This window comes from Phocaeicola faecicola (assembly GCF_013618865.1).
Classification (GTDB): domain Bacteria; phylum Bacteroidota; class Bacteroidia; order Bacteroidales; family Bacteroidaceae; genus Phocaeicola; species Phocaeicola faecicola.
On the sequence record NZ_JABSOE010000035.1, the window covers coordinates 24,214 to 44,747 of the forward strand.

15 protein-coding genes and 1 riboswitch are annotated in these 20,534 nt (G+C 51.9%); of the genes, 7 read left to right on the forward strand and 8 right to left on the reverse strand.

Annotated elements, in window-relative coordinates; genetic code table 11:
* Positions 1 to 2: 2 nt before the first annotated feature.
* Genes H3001_RS10710 through H3001_RS10720 form a run of 3 tightly spaced genes read right to left on the reverse strand, consistent with a single transcriptional unit; the run spans position 3 to position 5,273 of the window.
* A complete protein-coding gene (locus tag H3001_RS10710) occupies positions 3 to 2,360 on the reverse strand; it encodes a GH92 family glycosyl hydrolase (RefSeq protein WP_181214911.1) in 2,358 nt (785 codons plus the stop codon).
* Positions 2,361 to 2,367: 7 nt separating this feature from the next.
* Positions 2,368 to 3,471, reverse strand: coding sequence for an ROK family protein (locus tag H3001_RS10715; RefSeq protein WP_181214912.1), 1,104 nt, complete (start codon positions 3,469 to 3,471; stop codon positions 2,368 to 2,370).
* Between the two features lie 50 nt (positions 3,472 to 3,521).
* Positions 3,522 to 5,273, reverse strand: a complete 1,752-nt coding sequence (locus tag H3001_RS10720; RefSeq protein WP_394367807.1) for a class I mannose-6-phosphate isomerase — start codon at positions 5,271 to 5,273, stop codon at positions 3,522 to 3,524.
* Positions 5,274 to 5,379: 106 nt separating this feature from the next.
* Between H3001_RS10720 and H3001_RS10725 the strand changes: the two genes are divergently transcribed.
* The gene (locus H3001_RS10725) at positions 5,380 to 6,108 is read left to right on the forward strand and encodes a GntR family transcriptional regulator (RefSeq protein ID WP_181214914.1); all 729 of its coding nucleotides are present in this window, start codon (positions 5,380 to 5,382) and stop codon (positions 6,106 to 6,108) included.
* A gap of 211 nt (positions 6,109 to 6,319) precedes the next feature.
* Here the strand turns inward: H3001_RS10725 and H3001_RS10730 are convergent, their stop codons facing one another.
* From H3001_RS10730 to H3001_RS10750, 5 genes are all read right to left on the reverse strand, one after another.
* Complete coding sequence (locus tag H3001_RS10730) at positions 6,320 to 7,579, reverse strand: M23 family metallopeptidase (protein ID WP_181214915.1); 1,260 nt, start codon at positions 7,577 to 7,579, stop codon at positions 6,320 to 6,322.
* A 24-nt stretch (positions 7,580 to 7,603) separates the two neighbouring features.
* The gene (locus tag H3001_RS10735) at positions 7,604 to 10,996 is read right to left on the reverse strand and encodes an ATP-binding protein (protein ID WP_178244579.1); all 3,393 of its coding nucleotides are present in this window, start codon (positions 10,994 to 10,996) and stop codon (positions 7,604 to 7,606) included.
* The gene (locus H3001_RS10740) at positions 10,980 to 11,558 is read right to left on the reverse strand and encodes a DUF4194 domain-containing protein (protein ID WP_178244578.1); all 579 of its coding nucleotides are present in this window, start codon (positions 11,556 to 11,558) and stop codon (positions 10,980 to 10,982) included. Before H3001_RS10740 ends, H3001_RS10735 begins: the two co-directional genes overlap by 17 nt.
* Positions 11,555 to 13,018 (reverse strand): DUF3375 domain-containing protein, encoded by a 1,464-nt coding sequence (locus tag H3001_RS10745; protein WP_181214916.1) that lies wholly within the window; start codon positions 13,016 to 13,018, stop codon positions 11,555 to 11,557. Before H3001_RS10745 ends, H3001_RS10740 begins: the two co-directional genes overlap by 4 nt.
* Before the next feature lie 288 nt (positions 13,019 to 13,306).
* Entirely contained in the window at positions 13,307 to 14,218 is a 912-nt protein-coding gene (locus H3001_RS10750) for an alkaline phosphatase family protein (protein ID WP_181214917.1), read from the reverse strand.
* 434 nt (positions 14,219 to 14,652) lie between these two features.
* A riboswitch (TPP riboswitch) is annotated at positions 14,653 to 14,748 on the forward strand.
* 124 nt (positions 14,749 to 14,872) lie between these two features.
* Between H3001_RS10750 and thiS the strand changes: the two genes are divergently transcribed.
* The 6 genes from thiS to H3001_RS10780 all read left to right on the forward strand — a co-directional run bounded on the left by thiS (position 14,873) and on the right by H3001_RS10780 (position 20,325).
* On the forward strand, positions 14,873 to 15,070 hold the full coding sequence (gene thiS / locus H3001_RS10755; RefSeq protein WP_178244575.1) for a sulfur carrier protein ThiS: 198 nt from the start codon (positions 14,873 to 14,875) through the stop codon (positions 15,068 to 15,070).
* 3 nt (positions 15,071 to 15,073) lie between these two features.
* Positions 15,074 to 15,688 (forward strand): thiamine phosphate synthase, encoded by a 615-nt coding sequence (locus H3001_RS10760; RefSeq protein ID WP_181214918.1) that lies wholly within the window; start codon positions 15,074 to 15,076, stop codon positions 15,686 to 15,688.
* 206 nt (positions 15,689 to 15,894) lie between these two features.
* Entirely contained in the window at positions 15,895 to 16,671 is a 777-nt protein-coding gene (locus tag H3001_RS10765) for a thiazole synthase (protein WP_178244573.1), read from the forward strand.
* Between the two features lie 33 nt (positions 16,672 to 16,704).
* The gene (gene thiC / locus H3001_RS10770; protein ID WP_181214919.1) at positions 16,705 to 18,399 is read left to right on the forward strand and encodes a phosphomethylpyrimidine synthase ThiC; all 1,695 of its coding nucleotides are present in this window, start codon (positions 16,705 to 16,707) and stop codon (positions 18,397 to 18,399) included.
* Positions 18,400 to 18,421: 22 nt separating this feature from the next.
* A complete protein-coding gene (thiH, locus tag H3001_RS10775; RefSeq protein ID WP_181214920.1) occupies positions 18,422 to 19,558 on the forward strand; it encodes a 2-iminoacetate synthase ThiH in 1,137 nt (378 codons plus the stop codon).
* A gap of 74 nt (positions 19,559 to 19,632) precedes the next feature.
* On the forward strand, positions 19,633 to 20,325 hold the full coding sequence (locus H3001_RS10780; protein WP_181214921.1) for a HesA/MoeB/ThiF family protein: 693 nt from the start codon (positions 19,633 to 19,635) through the stop codon (positions 20,323 to 20,325).
* Positions 20,326 to 20,534: the final 209 nt, after the last annotated feature.

Here is a 20,534-nt window from a genome sequence, read left to right on the forward strand (position 1 = left end):
GATTAATATTGATCTTTCGGCTGTTTACCCATCTGAATGTCCAGACTGCCGCCCTTCACAATATCGGCGAACGGGATACGCGTCGCATGCAACGGTTGTCCGTTCAGCAGATACTGCTGTACATACGTATCCGATCCGGTATTGTCAGAAACCGTAATGACGAATTCCTTGCCCGGATAATACTCTTCATTCAGTTTGATGGTAATTTTATCAAACAAAGGAACACCCAGTCCGAACGAAGGCTGCGGATCGGTCAGTCCCTTTACGTCAAACAGACCCAGGGAAGAAATCACGTACCAGGCGCCCAACTGTCCCTGGTCTTCGTCCTGTCCGTAACCATATCCGTGGATGCCGTCGGTGCCGTAGAATTCATTCAGGATGGCACGCACCCACTTCTGAGTCAACGACGGACGTCCCGCCTCGTTAAACAACCATGAAGTATGCAGACAAGGCTGGTTTCCCTGATTGTACAATGTCTGCAATCCGGCAAAGGCTCCCACTTCCGTACCTCCGCTGAAAATCTTCTTCTGCGAGATAGAGAAGATACTGTCCAGACGGGCATTGAATTCGTCGGCACCCATCTTTTCCACCAGTCCCTTTACATCGTGAGGCACATAGAAGGTATACTGCCAGGCATTTCCTTCCTGGAATCCTCTCCATACCTGCATCGGATCGAAGTCGGCTATAAAACTGCCGTCTGCTTTCTTCGGACGGATGAAATTGCACGACGTGTCGTACAGTCTCTCCCAGCCCTTCGACAGGTCCATCAGCTGATTGTAGTGCGCCGTATCACCCAACTGTTCGGCCCACTGAGCCACCACCCATGCACTGTAAGAATATTCCAACGTATGCGAAGCCGAGAACATGAAGGTCTCATGATATCCCTCTCCTTCATCCTGATGCGGCACATAACCGTATTTTACAAATTCCGCCGTATTCACCTTGCCGGCCCCGAAAGGTCTGTCCTTTCCGTCCAGTTCGTTTTTCAGGCAGGCCTCATAAGCCGTCTTCGTATCAAAATCGCGGATACCGCATTCATAGGCTCCGGCAATGATGGTACTCAGCAGGTTCGTACCGACACCCGACACATACCGGTTGTTGGCCAGTCCGTCGGCCAGCCAGCCCGCATCCTTATACGCCTGCAGGTGACTGCTGATGTATTCGGACATGTATTCCGGATAAGCCAGTGTCCACAGCTGCGACAGGTTCCACTGCGCTCCCCAGGCAGCATCCGTATTGTACACATTGTATACAGGGGCACCGTCCTTCATCGGCAACTGTCCCACTGTACCGTCATTTTTCGGATACGCTCCGTTGGCATCACTCGCCAGTCCGCGGCCCAGCAGCGCATGATACAGTCCGGTATAGAATTTCACCTTATCTTCCTTGCGGTCAGTTTCCACGCGGATACGTCCCAGGTAATCCTCCCAGGTAGCCTGTGCCTCTTCCCTGGCCTCATCAAATTCCAGGTCGGCAGCCTCCTGATACAGGTTCAGCCGGGCATTCTCCACTGAGGTATACGACAGACCGATCTTCGCCGTCACCACCTCCTGGTTTTCAGGAGCAAACGAGAAATACATTCCGGCTCCTACTCCCTTCGACTCACGTACACCCGCCTGCTGTCGGTCGCCGTGATAGGCCCCATAACCCACGGGTTCCTTGTCCAGTACGGCCGAGAAATACAGCGGCACCACTGCCCCGGGCTGATATTTCTTTACATATTCCGGTTCGGTAATGACCCATCCCTCGATCCGGCCATCAGAAGTGTACGTCACATAGGCATCCTTCACGGCACCACTCTCTCCCTGGCGGTTGCCGATATTGAACAGGATATGCTTTTCCTGTCCCTTCGGGAAAGAATAACGCTGGAAAGCCACACGCGGAGTCGCCGTCAGTTCGGCCTGTATCTGATAATCTTCGAGCAGCACGGAGTAATATCCCGGCTTCACCACTTCCTTCTCGTGACTGTAGGCCGAGCGGTAACCCGTCTTCACGCTGTCGGTAGGCAGTCCGGGCACCGTCACCAGCGGACCGCAGGTAGGCATCAGTGCAATACCTCCCACCTGAAACTCGTGCAGGCAGGGGAAGCCCTCTATCGTCAGCTCACGGTAATCGTATCCCGTAGCCTCCCATCCCGACTTGTTGCCCAGGCTACCGTTGGTAGAAGGGGCCGGCTTGGCCATACCGAAGGGCATGGCTCCCGGAGCAAAATGGAACCAGCGGCAGTGTGCCGTACCGATACGAGGTTCCACATACTGTGACAGGTTTTCCAAGGCAACCACCTCCTTGCCTTCCTGACAGGCAGACAAAGACGCTGCCAGCAGTCCCGTCCATAAAATATTTCTAAAAACTACATTCATGTGTCATTCATTTTATTAAATCCAACTGACTGATTGCAAACCAATAGGCCCCCAATGCGATGGAGCGGTTGGCTCCCAGGCGCGACAAGGCAATGCCTATCTTGCGGTCCGTCTCATAAATCGTACTCCGGTCAGAGAAAGGTACCGTCACCCGTACGGCCTTGTCTTTCAGGAAAGCCTCCCTCTCCTTCGGATCCTCCAGGTAATACGGTGTCATCTGCAGACGGGGGAATACCGTACCGTCCCATTTGCCCGTCGTAGCCCGCAACTCCTTCATCAATGCCGGCATGATGTATTTCGATGCACCGGCCAGTCCCCCGCCGATGACCACCAGTCCGTCTATCAGCGTAACGGCCGTCGAAATGGCATGTCCGGCCACCTCTCCCAGTTCGGCAAATGCCTGACGCGCTGCCTGCGCATCACCGGGCAGATTACCTTCGGCAATGTCGAAAATCGCTTTGGGAGTCCGCTCTTCCCTATCTCCCGACAAGTCGGCATACACCCGCTTCACGGCACGTACCCCCACGTTCTCCTCTGCAATCAGGTCAGGATACCGCTTGTTCGGCAGGCACCACAGATATCCTCCCGTCTGGTTGTCACCCAGCAGCACCTTGCCGTCGATTACTACACCACCGCCAAATCCGGTTCCGAAAGTCACCCCAAGCAGGTTACGGTAACGCTTCGGATTGCCGCAAGCCTCCAGCATGCCGTTTATCTCCGGCAAAGCCCCTGCCAGGGCCTCGCCATAGGCAAACAGGTTGCCGTCGTTATTGATGAAGACCGGAAGATGAAAATGCCCTTTCAGGAAATCTCCCAAAGCTACCCCACCCCGGAAAGCCGGAAAGTTGGGCAGGTCTCCGATCACCCCGTGTACATAGTCGGCCGGTCCTGGAAACGCAAAACTGATGGCCGAAGGTGCAGCCGGCAACCGGCGCATGACTTCCTCAAAGCCGCTGACCAGTACCCGGAGACAGCGGTCCAGATCGTTCACCTCCGAAGGCAGGGTAACAGGAGTCACCACCTCCCTGCCGTCCTGAATGGCAGAAAACACCAGGTTCGTACCTCCCGCATCCAGGGTCATCACAATCCGGTTATCCGATTTCATGTTCATAGATAGTATCTTTTAAGTTTAACATTCCGAAAACACCTCACCGTCCGGCATCAGAAGCGGACATACGCTTTCACTGTCACACATTCCTTGCCTTCGGAAAGTCCATAAGGACGGATGGTATAGTCGCCCACACAGGCCGGAATGATGAAAGTCTCTGCATAATGTACTACAAACGGTTCGAAAGCATGAGTCGGACTTTCCACGATGGCTTCGTCTCCTTCCAGCAGGTTGAACACGTTCACGCTGTTGTTCGTATGGTGCAATACCGGTACTGAGAAGCGGTGACGGCGGGTCTCAATGAATTCATTGTCGTGCAAGCCCGTGCGTTCCTCTGTCCAGCCTTCTCCTTCTCCCATCAGAGTAACGTGGTTACGCAACTTCTCGTATACATAATCCGTATTCCGTCCCCAGTCGATGACACATTTTCCACGTTCCACATTGATCGGGCGCGGTTTTCCGTCCAGACCCAGACGCTGCCAGTCCCACAACTTGAAAGTAAACAGATTCGGAGTCGAACTGATTTCAAGTACCATGCTGTTCGAACTCGAACAGTGAACGGTTCCTCCCGGAATCAGGAAATGATCGTGCTTCTTCGCCGGAATCTTGTTGACATATTTTTCCGCATCAAACACAATCTCCCCTTTCTGTGCCCTGCGCAGGCCCTCGATCATTGCCTCACGGTCCACTCCGTTCTTCACACCCAGATAAACCACTGCATCCTCTTCGGCATCCAGCAGGTAATAACTTTCATCCTGAGTGTAGTACATGCCAAACTGTTCGCGGATGAACTGAGTGGTAGGATGTACCTGCAGACTCAAGTTGCCGCCACCGATCGTATCCAGGAAGTCGAAGCGGATCGGGAAATCCTTACCGAAACGGGCTTCCACCGGTTCACCCAGCAACTGACGGCTCTTCAGCAGCACCAGGTCGACTGAAGGCAGTTCAAAACGTACGCCGTTTACCTCGAAATAAAGACTGTTCTCTTCGGGCACACAGTCGAAGCACCATCCGTAATTCTGCTTCTCGCGGTCCAGGTCGCATACCTGCTTCATCCACTGTCCTCCCCAGGGAGCCGGGTCGAAGAAAGGAACCACACGGAAAGGCTTGGAAGCCGTTTTCTCAATTCCCTTAAAGAAGGTCTTACGGTCAATCATCTTCGGCTGTCCGGCAATGTGCGTATCCAGCCAGAAATCCACCTTCTCAAACAAGGTATCCTTGTAACGGTCGCATACCCGCCAGTCATTGAAGTATCCCCGCTTGTACTGGACAGACACCGCATCCTCACGGTTGTCGATACCCAGGGCACGTACCTCATGACGACGGAAACGCTGCTGGATTTCCCAGCGGGCCATGTCTACATAAACCAATGCAGCCTCAGGAGCCACCTTTTGCGCACCCGTACCCAGTACAATCACCGGATCCGTACTTTCACTGATCTCGCGACGCATTGCCGCCAGTTTCTCTTCCTCAAAATAATCATCCAGCGTAAGGTTGGTCACATAACCGAAGAGCACATCATCCGTCATGAAACGCTCTGTCATCTGACGTACACATTCCTCACTCTTGTAACAAGCATTTACGGACAATACCCGTGCGCCCAGGGCAGACAGCTCGCGGAGCAGTTCCTCTTCGTATACCCCGGTATAGCAGTCGACTGCCAGTACCCGATTGTGCAACAATACTTCTTTCAATGCCTGACGCACTTCGTCCCAACCCAAAAACAAAGTTCCTGAAATAGCCGTAGCCGGAAACTTATCGTAATTTGATTTTCTCATATAACTAAAAGATATTTGTTTATACATATTATCTTCTTGTGCAAATATATGAATAATATTTTATCTTACACAAATCTTTGTCTCAAAAAAAATTCTATTATATTTGCAAAAGAATGACTAATACGCAAAAGATATGGAATTAGACCACAATAGCAGCAAACCCTTGCACGTTCAGGCCGAAGAATTGCTCCGAAACCTGATTGACTCAGAAGAATATAAATCCGGAAAATACCTGCCCAATGAGGTGGAACTCTCACAAAGGTTGAACATTTCACGCAATACCCTCCGCCAGGCCATCAACAAACTGGTGTTCGAAGGACTGCTCATCCGTAAGAAAGGAGTAGGTACAAAGGTGGTACAGAAAGGCATTGTCAGCGGTGTCAAGAACTGGCTGAGTTTTTCTCAGGAAATGAAAATGCTGGGTATCGAAATCCGCAACTTCGAACTCCACATCAGCTGGAAGAGACCCAATGACGAAATCTGCAATTTCTTCAACCTCGACAAGGAGAACCCTACCAAGTGCATCGTACTGGAAAGGGTGCGCGGAAAGAAAGAGTATCCGTTCGTATACTTTATTTCTTATTTTAATCCGAACATCCCGCTCACCGGCGAGGAGGACTTTACCCGACCGCTGTATGAGCTGCTGGAAAACGACTATCAGATTACCGTCAAGACCAGTAAAGAGAAGATTTCCGCACGACTGGCGGGTGAACTGATTGCCGAGAAACTGGACATCAAGGCCGGCGACCCGATTCTGATCCGCGAACGCTTTGTGTACGACACCCAGCAGGTCCCCATTGAATACAACATCGGCTATTACCGTGCCGACAGTTTTACCTATACCATCGAAGCCGAACGATAAGCGGAATATCACGTGCGTAAAGGAAAGAAAATCCCGCGCCGAAGGAGAAAAGGAAATCTCCCTTTATCGGTGTGAAAAAACATAAAGAAAGAGGAAGAAAAACCTCGCGGTCTTTTGCAGAAAAGGTCGCCATCTTTTCGGGAAAGATGGCGACCTTTTTGTATACACACTTCGTTGCGTTTTCCTGCACATAATGATGCAGGCGCAACACTTACTTCATGTTCACCAGCAGCTGCATCAAGGAGTCGCGCACCACCACGTACTCAGCCATGTGCTGCTCACTGATCGGCTTCTTGGGCTGCGACTTGATAGTCAGCGGATTGATCGGCCTGCCGTTCTCATAAACCCGGAAATCCAGGTGCGGACCGGTAGAGAGTCCCGTAGAGCCTACGTAACCGACCACCTCTTTCTGCTTGACCGAACTGCCAACCTGAATGCCCTTGGCAAAGCGGGAAAGATGCATATAGGAAGTCACGTACGAACCGCTATGTTTGATCTTCAGGTAATTGCCGCCGCCGCCTGCCTGATAGCCCTTCGCGATGACCTTTCCATCTCCGATGGCATAAACCGGAGTACCCGTAGGAGCCGCATAGTCCACTCCGTGATGGGCACGATAACGCTTCAGCACCGGATGGAAACGGCTGTTGGTAAAGCGGGAAGAAATCCGGTAAAAATCCAGCGGCGCCTTCAGGAAGGCTCCTTCCAGACTGTTGCCCTTCTCATTATAATAGAGCTCCTCTCCATCCTGCACAAAGGGGATGGCATAATACAGGCTGTCGGACGCACGGAAGGAAGCAGCCAGCACATGGAAGTTGGCCAGTGCCTCACCCTCCACATATTCCTGGTCGTAAATGACCCGGAACTCATCCTGCTCCTGCAGGCCGAAAAAGTCGATTGTCCAGCCGAAAATCTGGGAAAGTACCATGGCCAGCAACGGCGAGGTATCCTGTTCTTCCATGGCCACCCACAAGGAAGAAGCCACCTGTCCCTTCACCTGCTTTCTTTTCCATTCGGCAGGCTTCTCGCCGCGGTACACCCGGTAAGGAGGCCGCAGGTCGAACACGATGTAATTCTTCGCATCCTCCTCGTAAACGAAATAATGCGGTGTCTGCAGCGTATCGCCGGTAGCATACACCGCATACTTCTGCCCGCTTCTCACCTTACGGACGTCGAAGACCCCTTCCGTCTTCAGGTTCAGTTCATGAATCTCATTCGGCTGAAGTCCCTGTTCCGAAAGAATCAAAGAGAGATTCTCTCCGGACTTCACCTCCCCGTACGAAATCCGGTACGCCTCGTCGGGGATATTGTACTTGTAGACCTTCGGGGCCGCCTTTACGGTATCCGCCGCAACGGCCTGCTGCAGCTCCGCCTCCTGTTGCTGCTGCTTCCGGAGGCAGTAGGTGCCTCCTCCCACAGCCAGCAGGCAGATTCCGGCCACGATTCCGGTGATTATTTTCTTTTTCTTATCCATAACTGTCACAATTCATAAGGGTTCCTAAAACAGTTTTCCCGGATTCTTCTCTGCCTGCCATTGTTCGATGGACATGCTGTACAACCAGGAAGTCTTTTCTTCCTTACGCTCTACAAAGTACACGTAAGAGATATCGTTCTCCACAATGTGGATGTTGTCGTTCGGAGTCACCACCAGCAACTGCAGGTGCAACTGTTTGCAAAGGTCGATCAGGTAACGCGCCTTGTCCTCGTCCTGCGCCTTGAAGGCCTCGTCGATGGCAATGAAACGGAAAGAATTCTCCTGCATGCCGCTCTTGGTCAGCCCGAACTGGTAGGCAATGGCCGAGCCCAGGATGGTGTATGTCAACTGGGCCTTCTCTCCACCCGACAGGTGTCCCATGTTCTCATACGTCGTTTCCTTCGCCTCTGTCTCACGGTTGAATTCCTCGGCCTTGTAAGAGAACCAGGCACGCACATCGGTCACCCGCTTTCTCCATTCCTCGTCTTCCAGGCGCCGCATGAAAGGTTCGATATGGTCACGGAAGTGGATCTTTCTGCCGTCTACCGAAGCATTGACCACCTGCACGTTCGGCATGGCCTCATCCATGAGGCGGCGGAATTCCTTCACCTCTTCGTTGGCACGCGGCTGGGCAACCAGCTGAATGTAGGTCACCGGACGACGGCGGTAATCGATACCGTACAGCGACTCGTTCAGCATCTTCACGTTCTCGTGGATGGCATCCTTCCAGTGCATGAAGAACATACGGAACTCACCCACCTTGTCGGTCAGGGTCTTCTGCAGGTAATTGTCGAACTGCTTTTCGTACTTAGGCAGATTTTCCTTCTCCAGGCGGGCCAGCAGGTGCGTATATTCTCCGATGAGTTCGATATGGTCCGAATCGGGCAGGGCATCCACGTCCGAGCGCCAGTCCTTGAACTTCTCGGTGATGTATTCCGAAGGACGCTTGAACTCACTGATCAGTTTCTTGGCCTTGTCTTCCAGCGTACGGCGCTTGTTCAGGATCTTGCCGCACTCGCTGTTGTTGCGGTCCTTGAACGAACTGTACTTCTTCTTCAGGTCTTCGTAGGTACAATCCTTCAGGTCCTCATACGCCTGCTCAAAATCCGTCAGCAGCACGGAACGCAGGGAAGTAATCTTATGCTGGCATTCCTCCATCTCCGCCTGTGTCTCACCGATTTTGTGCTCTACCGCATAAATCTCCTTCAGTTTTCCGGCAATGGATTCCTTTGAAATCTTCTGCAGTTCATGACGCACCTTCTCCAACTGCTTCTGCAGGGTCTGGATCGTATTGCTGTTCTGCTCCAGCTCGGCCTTGTTGGCCTGCTTCTCCTGCAGACGCAACGCATACTCCTTCCAGTCGAGCACCTCATAATCGGTAAAGGTATCGACCAGGGCCTTGCTCAGGTCGCGGCGGTGCTGAATCTTCTGACGCTGCGCCCCCATCTCGTTCAGGCGTCCCATCAGGTCCAGGTCTTTCTGCTGCAGGGTCTTGATTTCCCGCTGCAGGTAACTGATTTTCTCCTGGTTGTCCCAGCCCAGAATGTAATTCTCTTTTCTGACAATGTGCGGACGGTCGTCCTTCTCATGCCGCTCGTTCGAGAACTTCACCAGTCCCTCACAGGTTACGGCCTTTTCCTGGTAGCGTTCGAATTCTTCGAGCGAATCCACACAGGCATAATTATAGCGTTCGAAGATGGTATCTCTAATCCATTCCTCATACACTGAATCCGGACGAATCTCAATCTTGTCGAGAATACGGTTCTCCGTATCGGTAAACTGCTCCAGTCCCGCCAGGGAATTGTACTTCCGGTAGCGGTAGTAGGTAATTCGTCCCTTCAGGTCGGTACCGTTGATGAACTGATTCACCTCGTGATAATACTCGTCGGGAACCAGCAGGTGCAAGGCAAAGTTATGGAGGATTTTCTCTACGGCACCCTCCCACTCCTGCTCGGCCGGATTCACGCGGATCAGCTCACCCACGAAAGGAATCTCTTCCTTGGTGGCTCCGGTATGCTCCAGAATCATGTCCCTGATTTCCGACTCCCGCACAGGCATGTTGTTCTTGTTCTTCTTCAACGAGTCGATGGTCGACAGATACTCCTGGATGGTTCCGGCAATTTCCTTCTGTTCGTTCTCCGTGGCCACGGTCTCACGGATGCGCTGTTCAATCTCGGCATTCAACTGCTCCAGCGAGGCTTTCACCGTTTCCCGCTGCTTGAGGAAGGTATCCCGCTCGGGATCGACGGTGAGCGACAACTGCGAAGCGACTTCATTATATTCGTTCATTCTGGCCAGGCGCTCGTCACGCTGTTCCGCCAGCCGCTTCATTTCCTGTTCGATTTCCCGGATCTTCCGTCCCGCCTCGTCGTTTTCGATGGCCAGTGCGATGGAACGTTCGTCCTCCTTCATCTTCTCCTCATCCTCGCGCAACTTGTCCTCTTCGCGGCGCAGACGCTTCAGTTCCTGTTCCGCATTGTCCACCCGCTCCTTACCCAGTTCGATGGTCTTGCGGGCAAACCAGTATTCAATCGTCTCACTGTCGACCTTCAACTGCTTCAGGCGGTCGGCCGATTCCTCGATCTGACGGGCAAGATCGGCTATCGGAGTCAGCATCCGGATCTGCTCGCCGGCCTTCTCGATGTTCACCTTCGCATCCATCAGTGTCTTGAAACTGTCTTTCAGCATAATGAACTGCGACTCGGCATCCTGCTCCTCGAGCATGTTCGTACGGATAAAGTCGTCGAGGTCATCGAGCACCTTCACTCCCACAATCTGGTTGAAGAGCCCCAGCGCCTTCACCGAGCGCATGCCGAAGAGCTGTGTCATACGGTCGGCATAACCCACCGGTCCCTCGAAAAACTCCACCATGTTGCGCGAACCCTTATACGTACTCTCTAGCCTGCGCCGCCACATTCCCTTGCCGTCGAACGGCTGGAAATCACGCTGAATCTCCAGCGCACAGTGCGCCAGTCCGAAGGTACGCCTCAGTTCCCCGCCCGAGAACCACCGCACCTGAAAAATCGTCACGGTACGCTGGTCGGTATTCGTAAACGTAGCCAGCAGCACCGAATACGCCGACTGGTCGCGCAAGGCCTGGGTTACCGTACCCTTCTCCCCGTCACGCTGGATATTGCCGTAATGTCCCAGCACATAGGTTTCCTCCGTACGGTTACCCTTCTTCTCCACTCCCGACGACTGGTTATAGAACCGGTCCTTCTTGGCAGGCACCATCAGTGTCAGCAGCGCATCGATGATGGTACTCTTTCCCGACGCATTCGCTCCGGTGAGCAACGCATTGTTTCCCTGCGGTTCCATTCTGAAAATCTTTTCATGAAACGTACCCCAGTTGTATATCTCCATATATTGCAAACGGAATCCCGACGTATCGGCTCCCGTACTAAACAGACTCCACATATTCCTGCAGTTTATTCTTAAAATCTTGTAATTGGTCCAATGTCACCTTCTCCTTGATTACCCGATGAATCTGATAGAGGTTGACGTTATCACGCTTCACCACCTTCAGAAAGCCCAGGTTGACGATACGGTTGAGATACGCATCAATCTCGTTCAGCAGCTTCACCCGGTTGAAACGCTCCGGCAGAAACAGCTCGATCCGCTCCTTCAGCTCATCCGCACTCACGAAACGCTCCGTAGCATAAAGTTCGTCGAGGTTGCTGTCGAACTCCTCCAGCATCTGGCGCAGGATGATCAGTATCACCGAAATCTCAAAGCCCAGCTGCTGGCGGGGCACCAGACCGATGGTCTTCCCCTCGTCGTCGACCAGCTGCTTCACGTAGGCAAAGCCCTCATCCCGCTTCACGATCAGTTCCAGACCGATGTGTGACAAATATTTTTGAATATCCGACTGATAATTCAGGATCGCCTCCCAAATCTTGGTATCCGTATGTTCCACAGGCCCCTTCAGCAGTCGGACCACCGCATAGCCATATGGCGCTATTACATTCTCTAAATTCATTTCAGTACAATAATTTCAGGTATGTTGATTGATTTGCGCAACTCGCTGTTGAACTCCACCAGCTGCATGCGCTCCGGATTCACCGTATGACGGAAATTACGGATGACACTGATGTATCCGAACAATTCGGAAAGTCCCTTCTCCAGTCCTCCGTTTTCCTCTATCACCTCGGGCAGAGACACCTGCTTGCGCCTTGTCAGTGCCAGGGAAATCCTCCGCTTCAGTACCTCACGGTCAACCCCATGACTCACAAACAGACGGTCCACCCCGGTCGCGTCAGAGATATCCGCATCAGCCATCTCCAGCACCTGGTCGTAGGTAATGTCGGCACTGCGTTCCAGCGTCAGTTTCCGCTCCAGCGGCATGAAAATCTCCGGCTGTGTCTCCACTTCCAGTGAAATCTCCGGCTTGATATTCTGTCCGGCCAGTTGCAGCAGCAGGGCCTGAATGTCCTGTATCAGCCGCTGCGAAGCCAAGGTCTGCGAAGAACCGTTCTCACAGATAATCCGGCTCAGTTTGTCCGCCATCTTGTCGTTGGCCTGATACACCTTCTTCCCGCTGTTGTACAGGTAACCCTTCATGTTGCGCAGGAACATATCGTCCTGCTTCATCTGCTTGGCATCCAGTGAACTGTACAGATCGCTTACCATCTTGTCCCAGGTATCCTGCATGGACGGCGTCATCAGGAAGTCCCAGAAAGCATAGAAACTCTTTCCCTGCGAACTGGTCTGCAGTTTTTCAAGGGCATCGAAGGTAAATCCCAGAATGTCTCCCTTGGAAATCTCCCCTTCGGCATGCTTCTGGTAAATCGACTTGGTAATCGACTTGAAATTGTCTTCCACTTCCTTGAAGTCGGACAGCAGTTCCTTCGCCGTACGGGTGATGTCACGGAAACGCGGAAGCACCTGGTACTCCTCGTACACCACCGCACTCTCACCTGCCTGCAGGCTCTGGATCTGGTGTTCAATCTCCATCTTCTTCTGTTCCAGCATCCGGATACGCTCCGAAGCATCTTCGTTGGTAAACTCCACCAGTTCCTTGATCTGGCCGAAAAGATTCATGAATTTCGATTCCGTACCCACAAACTCCTCGCGCTTCAGACTAATGAGCCAGTCGATGGCCTTACTGGCATACGAAGACAGTTCGTAGAACACCTCTCCGCTCTCCTCCTGGTAGTTGCGCAGAAACCCCTTGTCGGTCCACCGCTGGATGTATTTATAGGCCTTCTCATCGTACGAATCGAAGCTGGTGATATCGTTTTCCTCATCATTCTCCAGGTGAATCGAACTCAGGTAATCGGTCAGCCTCATGCGCAACGCCTCGTAAGCGACCGGTTCACGGTGACGGTAAAAAGTTTTATATAAAAAAAGAATGATAATCTCCCGGTTACGCAGCCTCAGCAGCTCCACACTCGGAGAATTATTCAGTATATCAGACAACAGATTTTCTTCAGACATCATAACGCTATTCAAAATCGGGCGTGAAGATAATGATTTTTCGCCAAAACTCCCCCATCTCACCCCGGAAGAATCCTGCGGAAAAGGATGAAATCTGAATCCTTTTCCCTGAGGATATTCCGCAGACAGGCATCCGGCCGTACCTGCCTCAGACAAAGTACGGCCGGATGCGATAATTCTGTTTATTTCAAATCCAGTACGAAGGTGCAGGCGTCTCCGGCATCATCAACGACAGGAAACAGCCCACACATCACACTCAATAAATTTAACAAAATTCCATATGACAATCATTCAAAAAACAGAGTAAGGAACTTCTCCCGTCCAGGAAGAAGGAGCGGCAACCTGAAAGAGATAAAGTACGGTAGCGGCAGTGTTGACCGTGTTGTTCGGTTCTTCCAATTTCATGCCGGATTTGATACCCGGACCGGTAATACCCCAGGGTACAATCATTTCATCTTCCGACAGGCCTCCGTGTCCGTATTCAATGCCTCCGTGGTCGGACAGGAACAGGAAATGAGTGTCTTCGTACAGACCGGCCTTTTTCAACCGCCCGATGAAATCCCCGATTTGCCGGTCGGCTTCTTCTATCGAACGGATATACTCGGGAGACATCCACTTATGGTTGTGACCGGCGTGGTCGGTATGTACCGAATACAGGAACACCAGTACCGGCTCTTCCTGATGACGGACAATAAAATCATAAGCCTTCTGATAATTAGGTACATACCCATCGTTCTCCAAGAAGCCGGCTTCATCGAAGTATTTCTGGTTGTACGGATAAATCAGATTGGCCCAGTTGTAGTAAAACGCAGTACGGCATCCAGGCAAGGCTTCTTTCAGCACCTGAAATACGGAAGGATAAGATCCATCGGCATCGACAGCTACCGGAGGCAACTGCCTTTTATTGATCTGCCAGTCATTATCGGCCACTCCGTGCTGTTCCGGACCGCTCCCGGTCAGGTGACTGGTCCAGTTGGGTAAAGTCACCGAAGGCATGACGACCCGTGTTTCCAGCGACAATGCCCCCTGAGACAGCAACTCATCCAGACACGGAGTCCTGGCCGTTTTAAAGCCATTGACAGAAATCCCGTCGAGGGCAATCAATACCACCCTTTTGGCTTTCGGACGACCGGCGGATACCGCATGCGATACCACAGTAAATAAAGACAACAAAATAAGCAAATAAATTCGAAAGTTTTTCATAAGTCAACAAATTTAAGATCATTCCATTTCAATAGCGTGAAGAAGTTCCATTCTTTCCGGCAGCCCCGATCCCTCGGAACCGGACTCTCTGTACCTCCTCATGCTTTCCTCTCTTTTCATCCCTGAAAAAGCCGGGACTATCCGCTTCTCCCGATGAAAGAAACAAGCAGCCCGACGACTGGAAAAAAGATATCTATCGTCACGCATCACACAATATGTACCTTTTAAAGAGAAAATGTAAGTACTAATGTATGAAATAATTTTTAAGAGAGAAATTCAACAGCGGCTAATTTCAAAGAAAGACAGCAAAATCAGGATAGCTGCTAAAACTTCCATGAAAATTACACGATGCGCTTTTTTTACTGTCATTCCGCAGAAACTCTTTCAAATAATGCCGCGGAAACATTTTTTTTCTTACCTTTGCTTCCGGTAAAAGTAAAACAAAGGGGTGCCCTACCCGACGGGCTGAGATCATACCCTATGAACCTGATGCGGTTAGTACCGACGAAGGGATTGTTATTTTGCATCATATGTTATTTTCCCTCCCGCTCTGCCGGAAAACTCTTTGGATTACTTTCAACAGGACAAATTCATTGTATAATGCGCTTGTGCCCTGCACCTGTATGGAACAAGCCCAACAAATAATCGTACGTTATGAAAGTATTGGTAAACAACAAGGAGACGGAACTGAACGGCAGCACCGTGGCCGACTTGGTCAGGGAACTGGCGTTGCCGGAAAAAGGAGTAGCCATCGCACTGCAGAACCGCATTGTGCCCCGCACGCAGTGGGAGCAGCAGCCGCTGCAGGAAGGAGATTCACTGGTAATCATTAAAGCGGCTTGTGGAGGATAAGGCATGGAACTGCAATTCATTACTCATTTCACTGAAAAATATTCTTATTTCGACGCTGCGCATCTGGCACTCGAAGGAGGCTGCCGCTGGATTCAGTTGCGCATGAAAGAGGCACCGGAAGCTGAAGTAGAGGCAGAAGCCATACGTGTACGCGACCTGTGCCGGAAGTACGGAGCGACTTTCATCATCGATGACCATGTGGCACTGGCAAAAAAGGTACAGGCCGACGGAGTGCATCTGGGAAAGAACGACATGCCCATCGAGGAGGCACGACGGATACTGGGAGATGCGTTCATCATCGGGGGTACAGCCAATACGTTCGAGGATGTGAAACGCCACTGGCAGGCAGGGGCAAACTACATCGGTTGCGGTCCCTTCCGCTTTACGACGACCAAGAAAAACCTCAGTCCGATTCTGGGTCTGGAGGGATATCGTCAGATCCTGCAGCAGATGAAGGCAGCAGGCATTACCCTTCCGGTAGTAGCCATCGGCGGAATTACCTATGAGGACATTCCGGACATCCTGCAGACGGGAGTAAGCGGTATCGCACTGAGCGGAAGTATCCTGCGCGCGGAAAATCCGGTGGAGGAAGTCCGCCGGATACTGAGCCTCGGATAAGGCGGAACCACCAGGGGGCTGTGTATCCGCATGCATCCCCATCGAAGGCTTCATGCGGCTGATACTGCGTTGGAACATCGTATGGTGGAAACTCAACCTGACATAGTGAAGATTCCACTGGCAGACTCATCACCTGCAGGGACGTCACGAGTGAAGCCGGATTTTATTGAATCAGTATTGTATTATCAAATTCATTATCACCGAATATGGAAAAATTAGTCATTGCCGGACGGGAATTCAACTCCCGCCTGTTTCTGGGAACCGGAAAATTTAATTCAAATGCCGTAATGGAAGAAGCCATCCTGGCTTCGGGTACGGAAATGGTTACGGTAGCCATGAAGCGTATCGAACTGGAAGACAAGAACGACGACATGCTGCACCACATACAGCATCCGCATATCCAATTGTTGCCGAACACCTCGGGGGTACGTACAGCTGAGGAAGCGGTATTTGCGGCCCAAATGGCACGTGAGGCTTTCGGAACCAACTGGCTGAAACTGGAGATCCACCCGGATCCGCGATACCTGCTGCCGGATTCTACCGAAACCCTGAAGGCTACTGAAGAGTTGGTAAAACTGGGATTCGTTGTGTTGCCTTACTGCCAGGCCGACCCGACGCTTTGCAAGCGGCTGGAAGAGGCTGGTGCGGCTACAGTCATGCCATTGGCTGCCCCCATCGGTACCAACAAGGGATTGCAGACACGCGACTTCCTGCGCATCATCATCGAACAAAGCAATGTACCGGTAGTCGTTGACGCGGGAATCGGAGCCCCCAGCCACGCTGCGGAAGCCATGGAAATGGGAGCTGCTGCCTGTCTGGTCAATACCGCGATTGCCGTAGCCGGAAACCCGGTGGAAATGGCCCGTGCCTTCAGCGAAGCGGTAGTCGCCGGACGCCGTGCCTACGAGGCAGGTCTGGGAATGCAGAGTGTGGACATGACGGCTTCGGCTTCTTCTCCGCTGACTGCTTTCTTGAATGAATAAAAAATTTAATTAACCCATTCACATTACGAATTTATGGACAAGAACCAAGATAAAAAGGCGTATGCACACGCCGAGAAGGCTTATATGCAGGGAACCCTCTTCCCGTTCATCAAAGTAGGTATGCAGAAGGTCAACCTTACTCCGACAGTTACCGTAGTGGACGGTCAGAAAACAATAACCCCGAACGAGCCTGTTTATGTATATGACACCAGCGGTCCGTTCAGTGACCCTTCGGTGACCATCGACCTCAAGAAGGGATTGCCGCGCATGCGTGAAAACTGGATCCTGGAACGTGGCGATGTGGAACAGTTGCCTTCCATCACCTCGGAATACGGAAAGATGCGCCGCGACGACCACTCGCTCGATCACCTGCGCTTTGAGCACATCGCACTGCCCTACCGTGCCAAGGCAGGAAAATGCTGTACGCAGATGTATTATGCCAAGCAGGGCATCGTGACACCGGAAATGGAATATGTAGCCATCCGCGAGAACATGAACTGCAAGGAACTCGGCATCGAGACGTATATCACTCCGGAGTTTGTGCGCGACGAGATTGCTGCCGGACGTGCCGTACTGCCGGCCAACATCAATCACCCGGAATCAGAACCGATGATCATCGGACGTAATTTCCTGGTGAAAATCAATACCAACATCGGTAATTCAGCTACCACTTCCAGCATTGACGAAGAGGTGGACAAGGCCGTATGGAGCTGCAAGTGGGGAGGCGATACGCTGATGGACCTGTCTACGGGCGACAACATCCACGAAACGCGTGAATGGATTGTGCGCAACTGTCCGGTACCGGTGGGTACGGTGCCTATTTATCAGGCCCTGGAAAAGGTCAACGGAAAAGTAGAAGACCTCAGTTGGGAGATTTACAAAGACACCCTGATTGAACAGTGCGAGCAGGGAGTGGATTATTTCACCATCCACGCAGGTATCCGCCTTCACAACGTACACCTGGCCGACAAGCGTCTGTGCGGTATCGTATCACGGGGAGGAAGTATCATGAGCAAATGGTGCATGGTACACAACCGCGAGTCGTTCCTGTACGAGCATTTTGATGAAATCTGCGATATCCTGGCCCAGTATGACGTAGCGGTATCCCTGGGAGACGGTCTCCGTCCGGGCTGTATCGCAGATGCGAACGACGAAGCGCAGTTTGCGGAACTGGATACCCTGGGAGAACTCGTACTGCGTGCATGGGACAAGAACGTGCAGGCTTTCATCGAAGGACCGGGACACGTGCCCTTGCATAAGATTCAGGAGAATATGGAGCGTCAGATCAAGCACTGTCACAACGCACCGTTCTATACGCTGGGCCCGCTGGTAACCGACATTGCTCCGGGATACGACCACATTACTTCGGCTATCGGAGCCGCACAGATCGGATGGCTGGGAACTGCGATGTTGTGTTACGTGACTCCGAAAGAACACCTGGGTCTGCCCAACCGCGAAGACGTACGCACAGGGGTCATCACGTATAAGATTGCCGCACACGCTGCCGACCTGGCCAAGGGACATCCGGGTGCACAGATCCGTGACAACGCACTGAGCAAGGCCCGTTATGAGTTCCGCTGGCGCGACCAGTTCCACCTGTCGCTCGATCCGGACCGGGCACTGGAGTATTTCAACGAGGGACGTCATACCGACGGGGAATATTGTACGATGTGCGGACCTAATTTCTGTGCAATGAAACTGAGCCGCGACTTGAAGGAAATTAAATAATCTATTAAATTGGACAAACGAAATGTTTAGTGAAGAACTTGAGAAAATCAGTTGGGAGGAAACCACCCGAAAGATTTATGCCAAGACCGAAGCCGATGTGCTCCGTGCCCTGAGCAAGAGCCGTTGTGACGTGGAGGATTTCATGGCACTCATCTCACCGGCCGCAGAGAAATTTCTGGAACCGATGGCACGGTTGAGCCGCAAATATACGGAAGAGCGTTTCGGGAAAACCATGTCGATGTTTATCCCGCTGTACATTACCAATTCGTGTACCAACTCGTGTGTATATTGTGGCTTCCACATCAGCAACCCGATGGCCCGTACCATTCTGACACCGGAAGAAATCGAAAATGAATACAAGGCCATCAAGAAGCTGGGCCCGTTCGAGAACCTGCTGATTGTCACCGGTGAGAATCCGGCAAAGGCGGGAGTTCCGTATATCGCTAAGGCACTCGACCTGGCAAAGCCGTATTTCTCCAACCTGAAGATTGAGGTAATGCCCCTGAAGGCGGAAGAATATGCCGAACTGGTACAGCACGGCCTGAACGGGGTCATCTGTTTCCAGGAGACATACAACAAGGCACGGTACAATGTGTATCATCCCCGGGGCATGAAGTCGAAGTTCGAATGGCGTGTCAACGGATTTGACCGTATGGGACAGGCGGGTGTTCACTCCATCGGCATGGGCGTACTGATCGGTCTGGAAGACTGGCGTACGGACGTTACGATGATGGCCTACCACTTGCGTTACCTGCAGAAGAAATACTGGAAGACAAAATACAGTGTGAACTTCCCGCGCATGCGCCCGGCAGAAAACGAAGGTTTCCAGCCGAATGTCATCATGAGCGACAAAGAACTGGCACAGGTGACTTTTGCCATGCGTATTTTCGACCATGATGTGGACATTTCTTACTCTACCCGCGAACCGGCACACATCCGTGACAACATGGCTACACTGGGCGTCACCACTATGAGTGCGGAGAGCAAGACAGAACCGGGAGGATACTATACCTATCCTCAGGCACTGGAACAGTTCCATATCAGCGATGACCGTACGGCCGTAGAAGTAGAAAAAGCCCTGAAGGCCTTGGGTCGCGAACCGGTATGGAAGGACTGGGACGCTTCGTTCGACTGTTGCCATACGGAGAAGGTCGGATGAGCGGAAACGGAGAGTAAGTACCGGAAAAGCGGAAAAGAGTTGAATCAATCAGAAAAACGATTTTAAACAGTTTTATGGAGAGATATAGCAGACAGATGATGCTGCCGGAGATCGGTGAAGCCGGTCAGGAAAAGCTGAGAAACGCAAAGGTATTGATCGTGGGTGTAGGCGGACTGGGTTCGCCCATTGCCCTGTATCTGGCCGGAGCGGGGGTAGGAACCCTTGGAGTGATTGATGAGGATGTGGTGAGTGAGAGCAATCTCCAACGGCAAGTACTTTACACGGAAGCAGAGGTAGGATTGCCCAAGGCGATTCAGGCCAAGCAGCGCCTTGAGGCGTTGAACCGGGATATCTGTGTGCAGGCGTATCCGGTACGGCTGACTTCCGAAAATGCGGCTGACATCCTTTCGGAATATGACATTGTGGTGGACGGATGTGACAACTTCCAGACGCGGTATCTGATCAATGATACTTGCCTGCGGCTGAATAAAGTATATGTTTACGGAGCCATCCGTGCTTTCGACGGACAGGTATCGGTTTTCAATTACAAGAAAGGAAAGAACTACCGCGACCTGTTTCCGGATGAAGCCGGGATGTACGATATGCCGGCTCCTCCGAAAGGAGTACTGGGAGTCACTCCGGGACTGGTAGGCTGTGCCGAAGCCAACGAAGTCATCAAGATAATCTGCGGCTACGGAGAGGTGCTGGACGGACGGTTGCTGCAGATTGACCTGGGCACCATGCAGAGTTTCATACTGGAGTTTTGACGGCGGGCACCTGCACCGGGAGTCAAGAACAAAGGAGGCCGTCTCAGGCAATGATGTCTGAGGCGGCCTTCATCTTTTCATGGGCACTATAAAATATTTTGTGTAAATGGAAAATACGGGATTCAAGTTTGAGTCGCGTATTTTTTATTTTATAGATTTGCAAAATGAAGAAGATTATGAAAGAAAAGAATCAAGTAGTGCCTGATGAG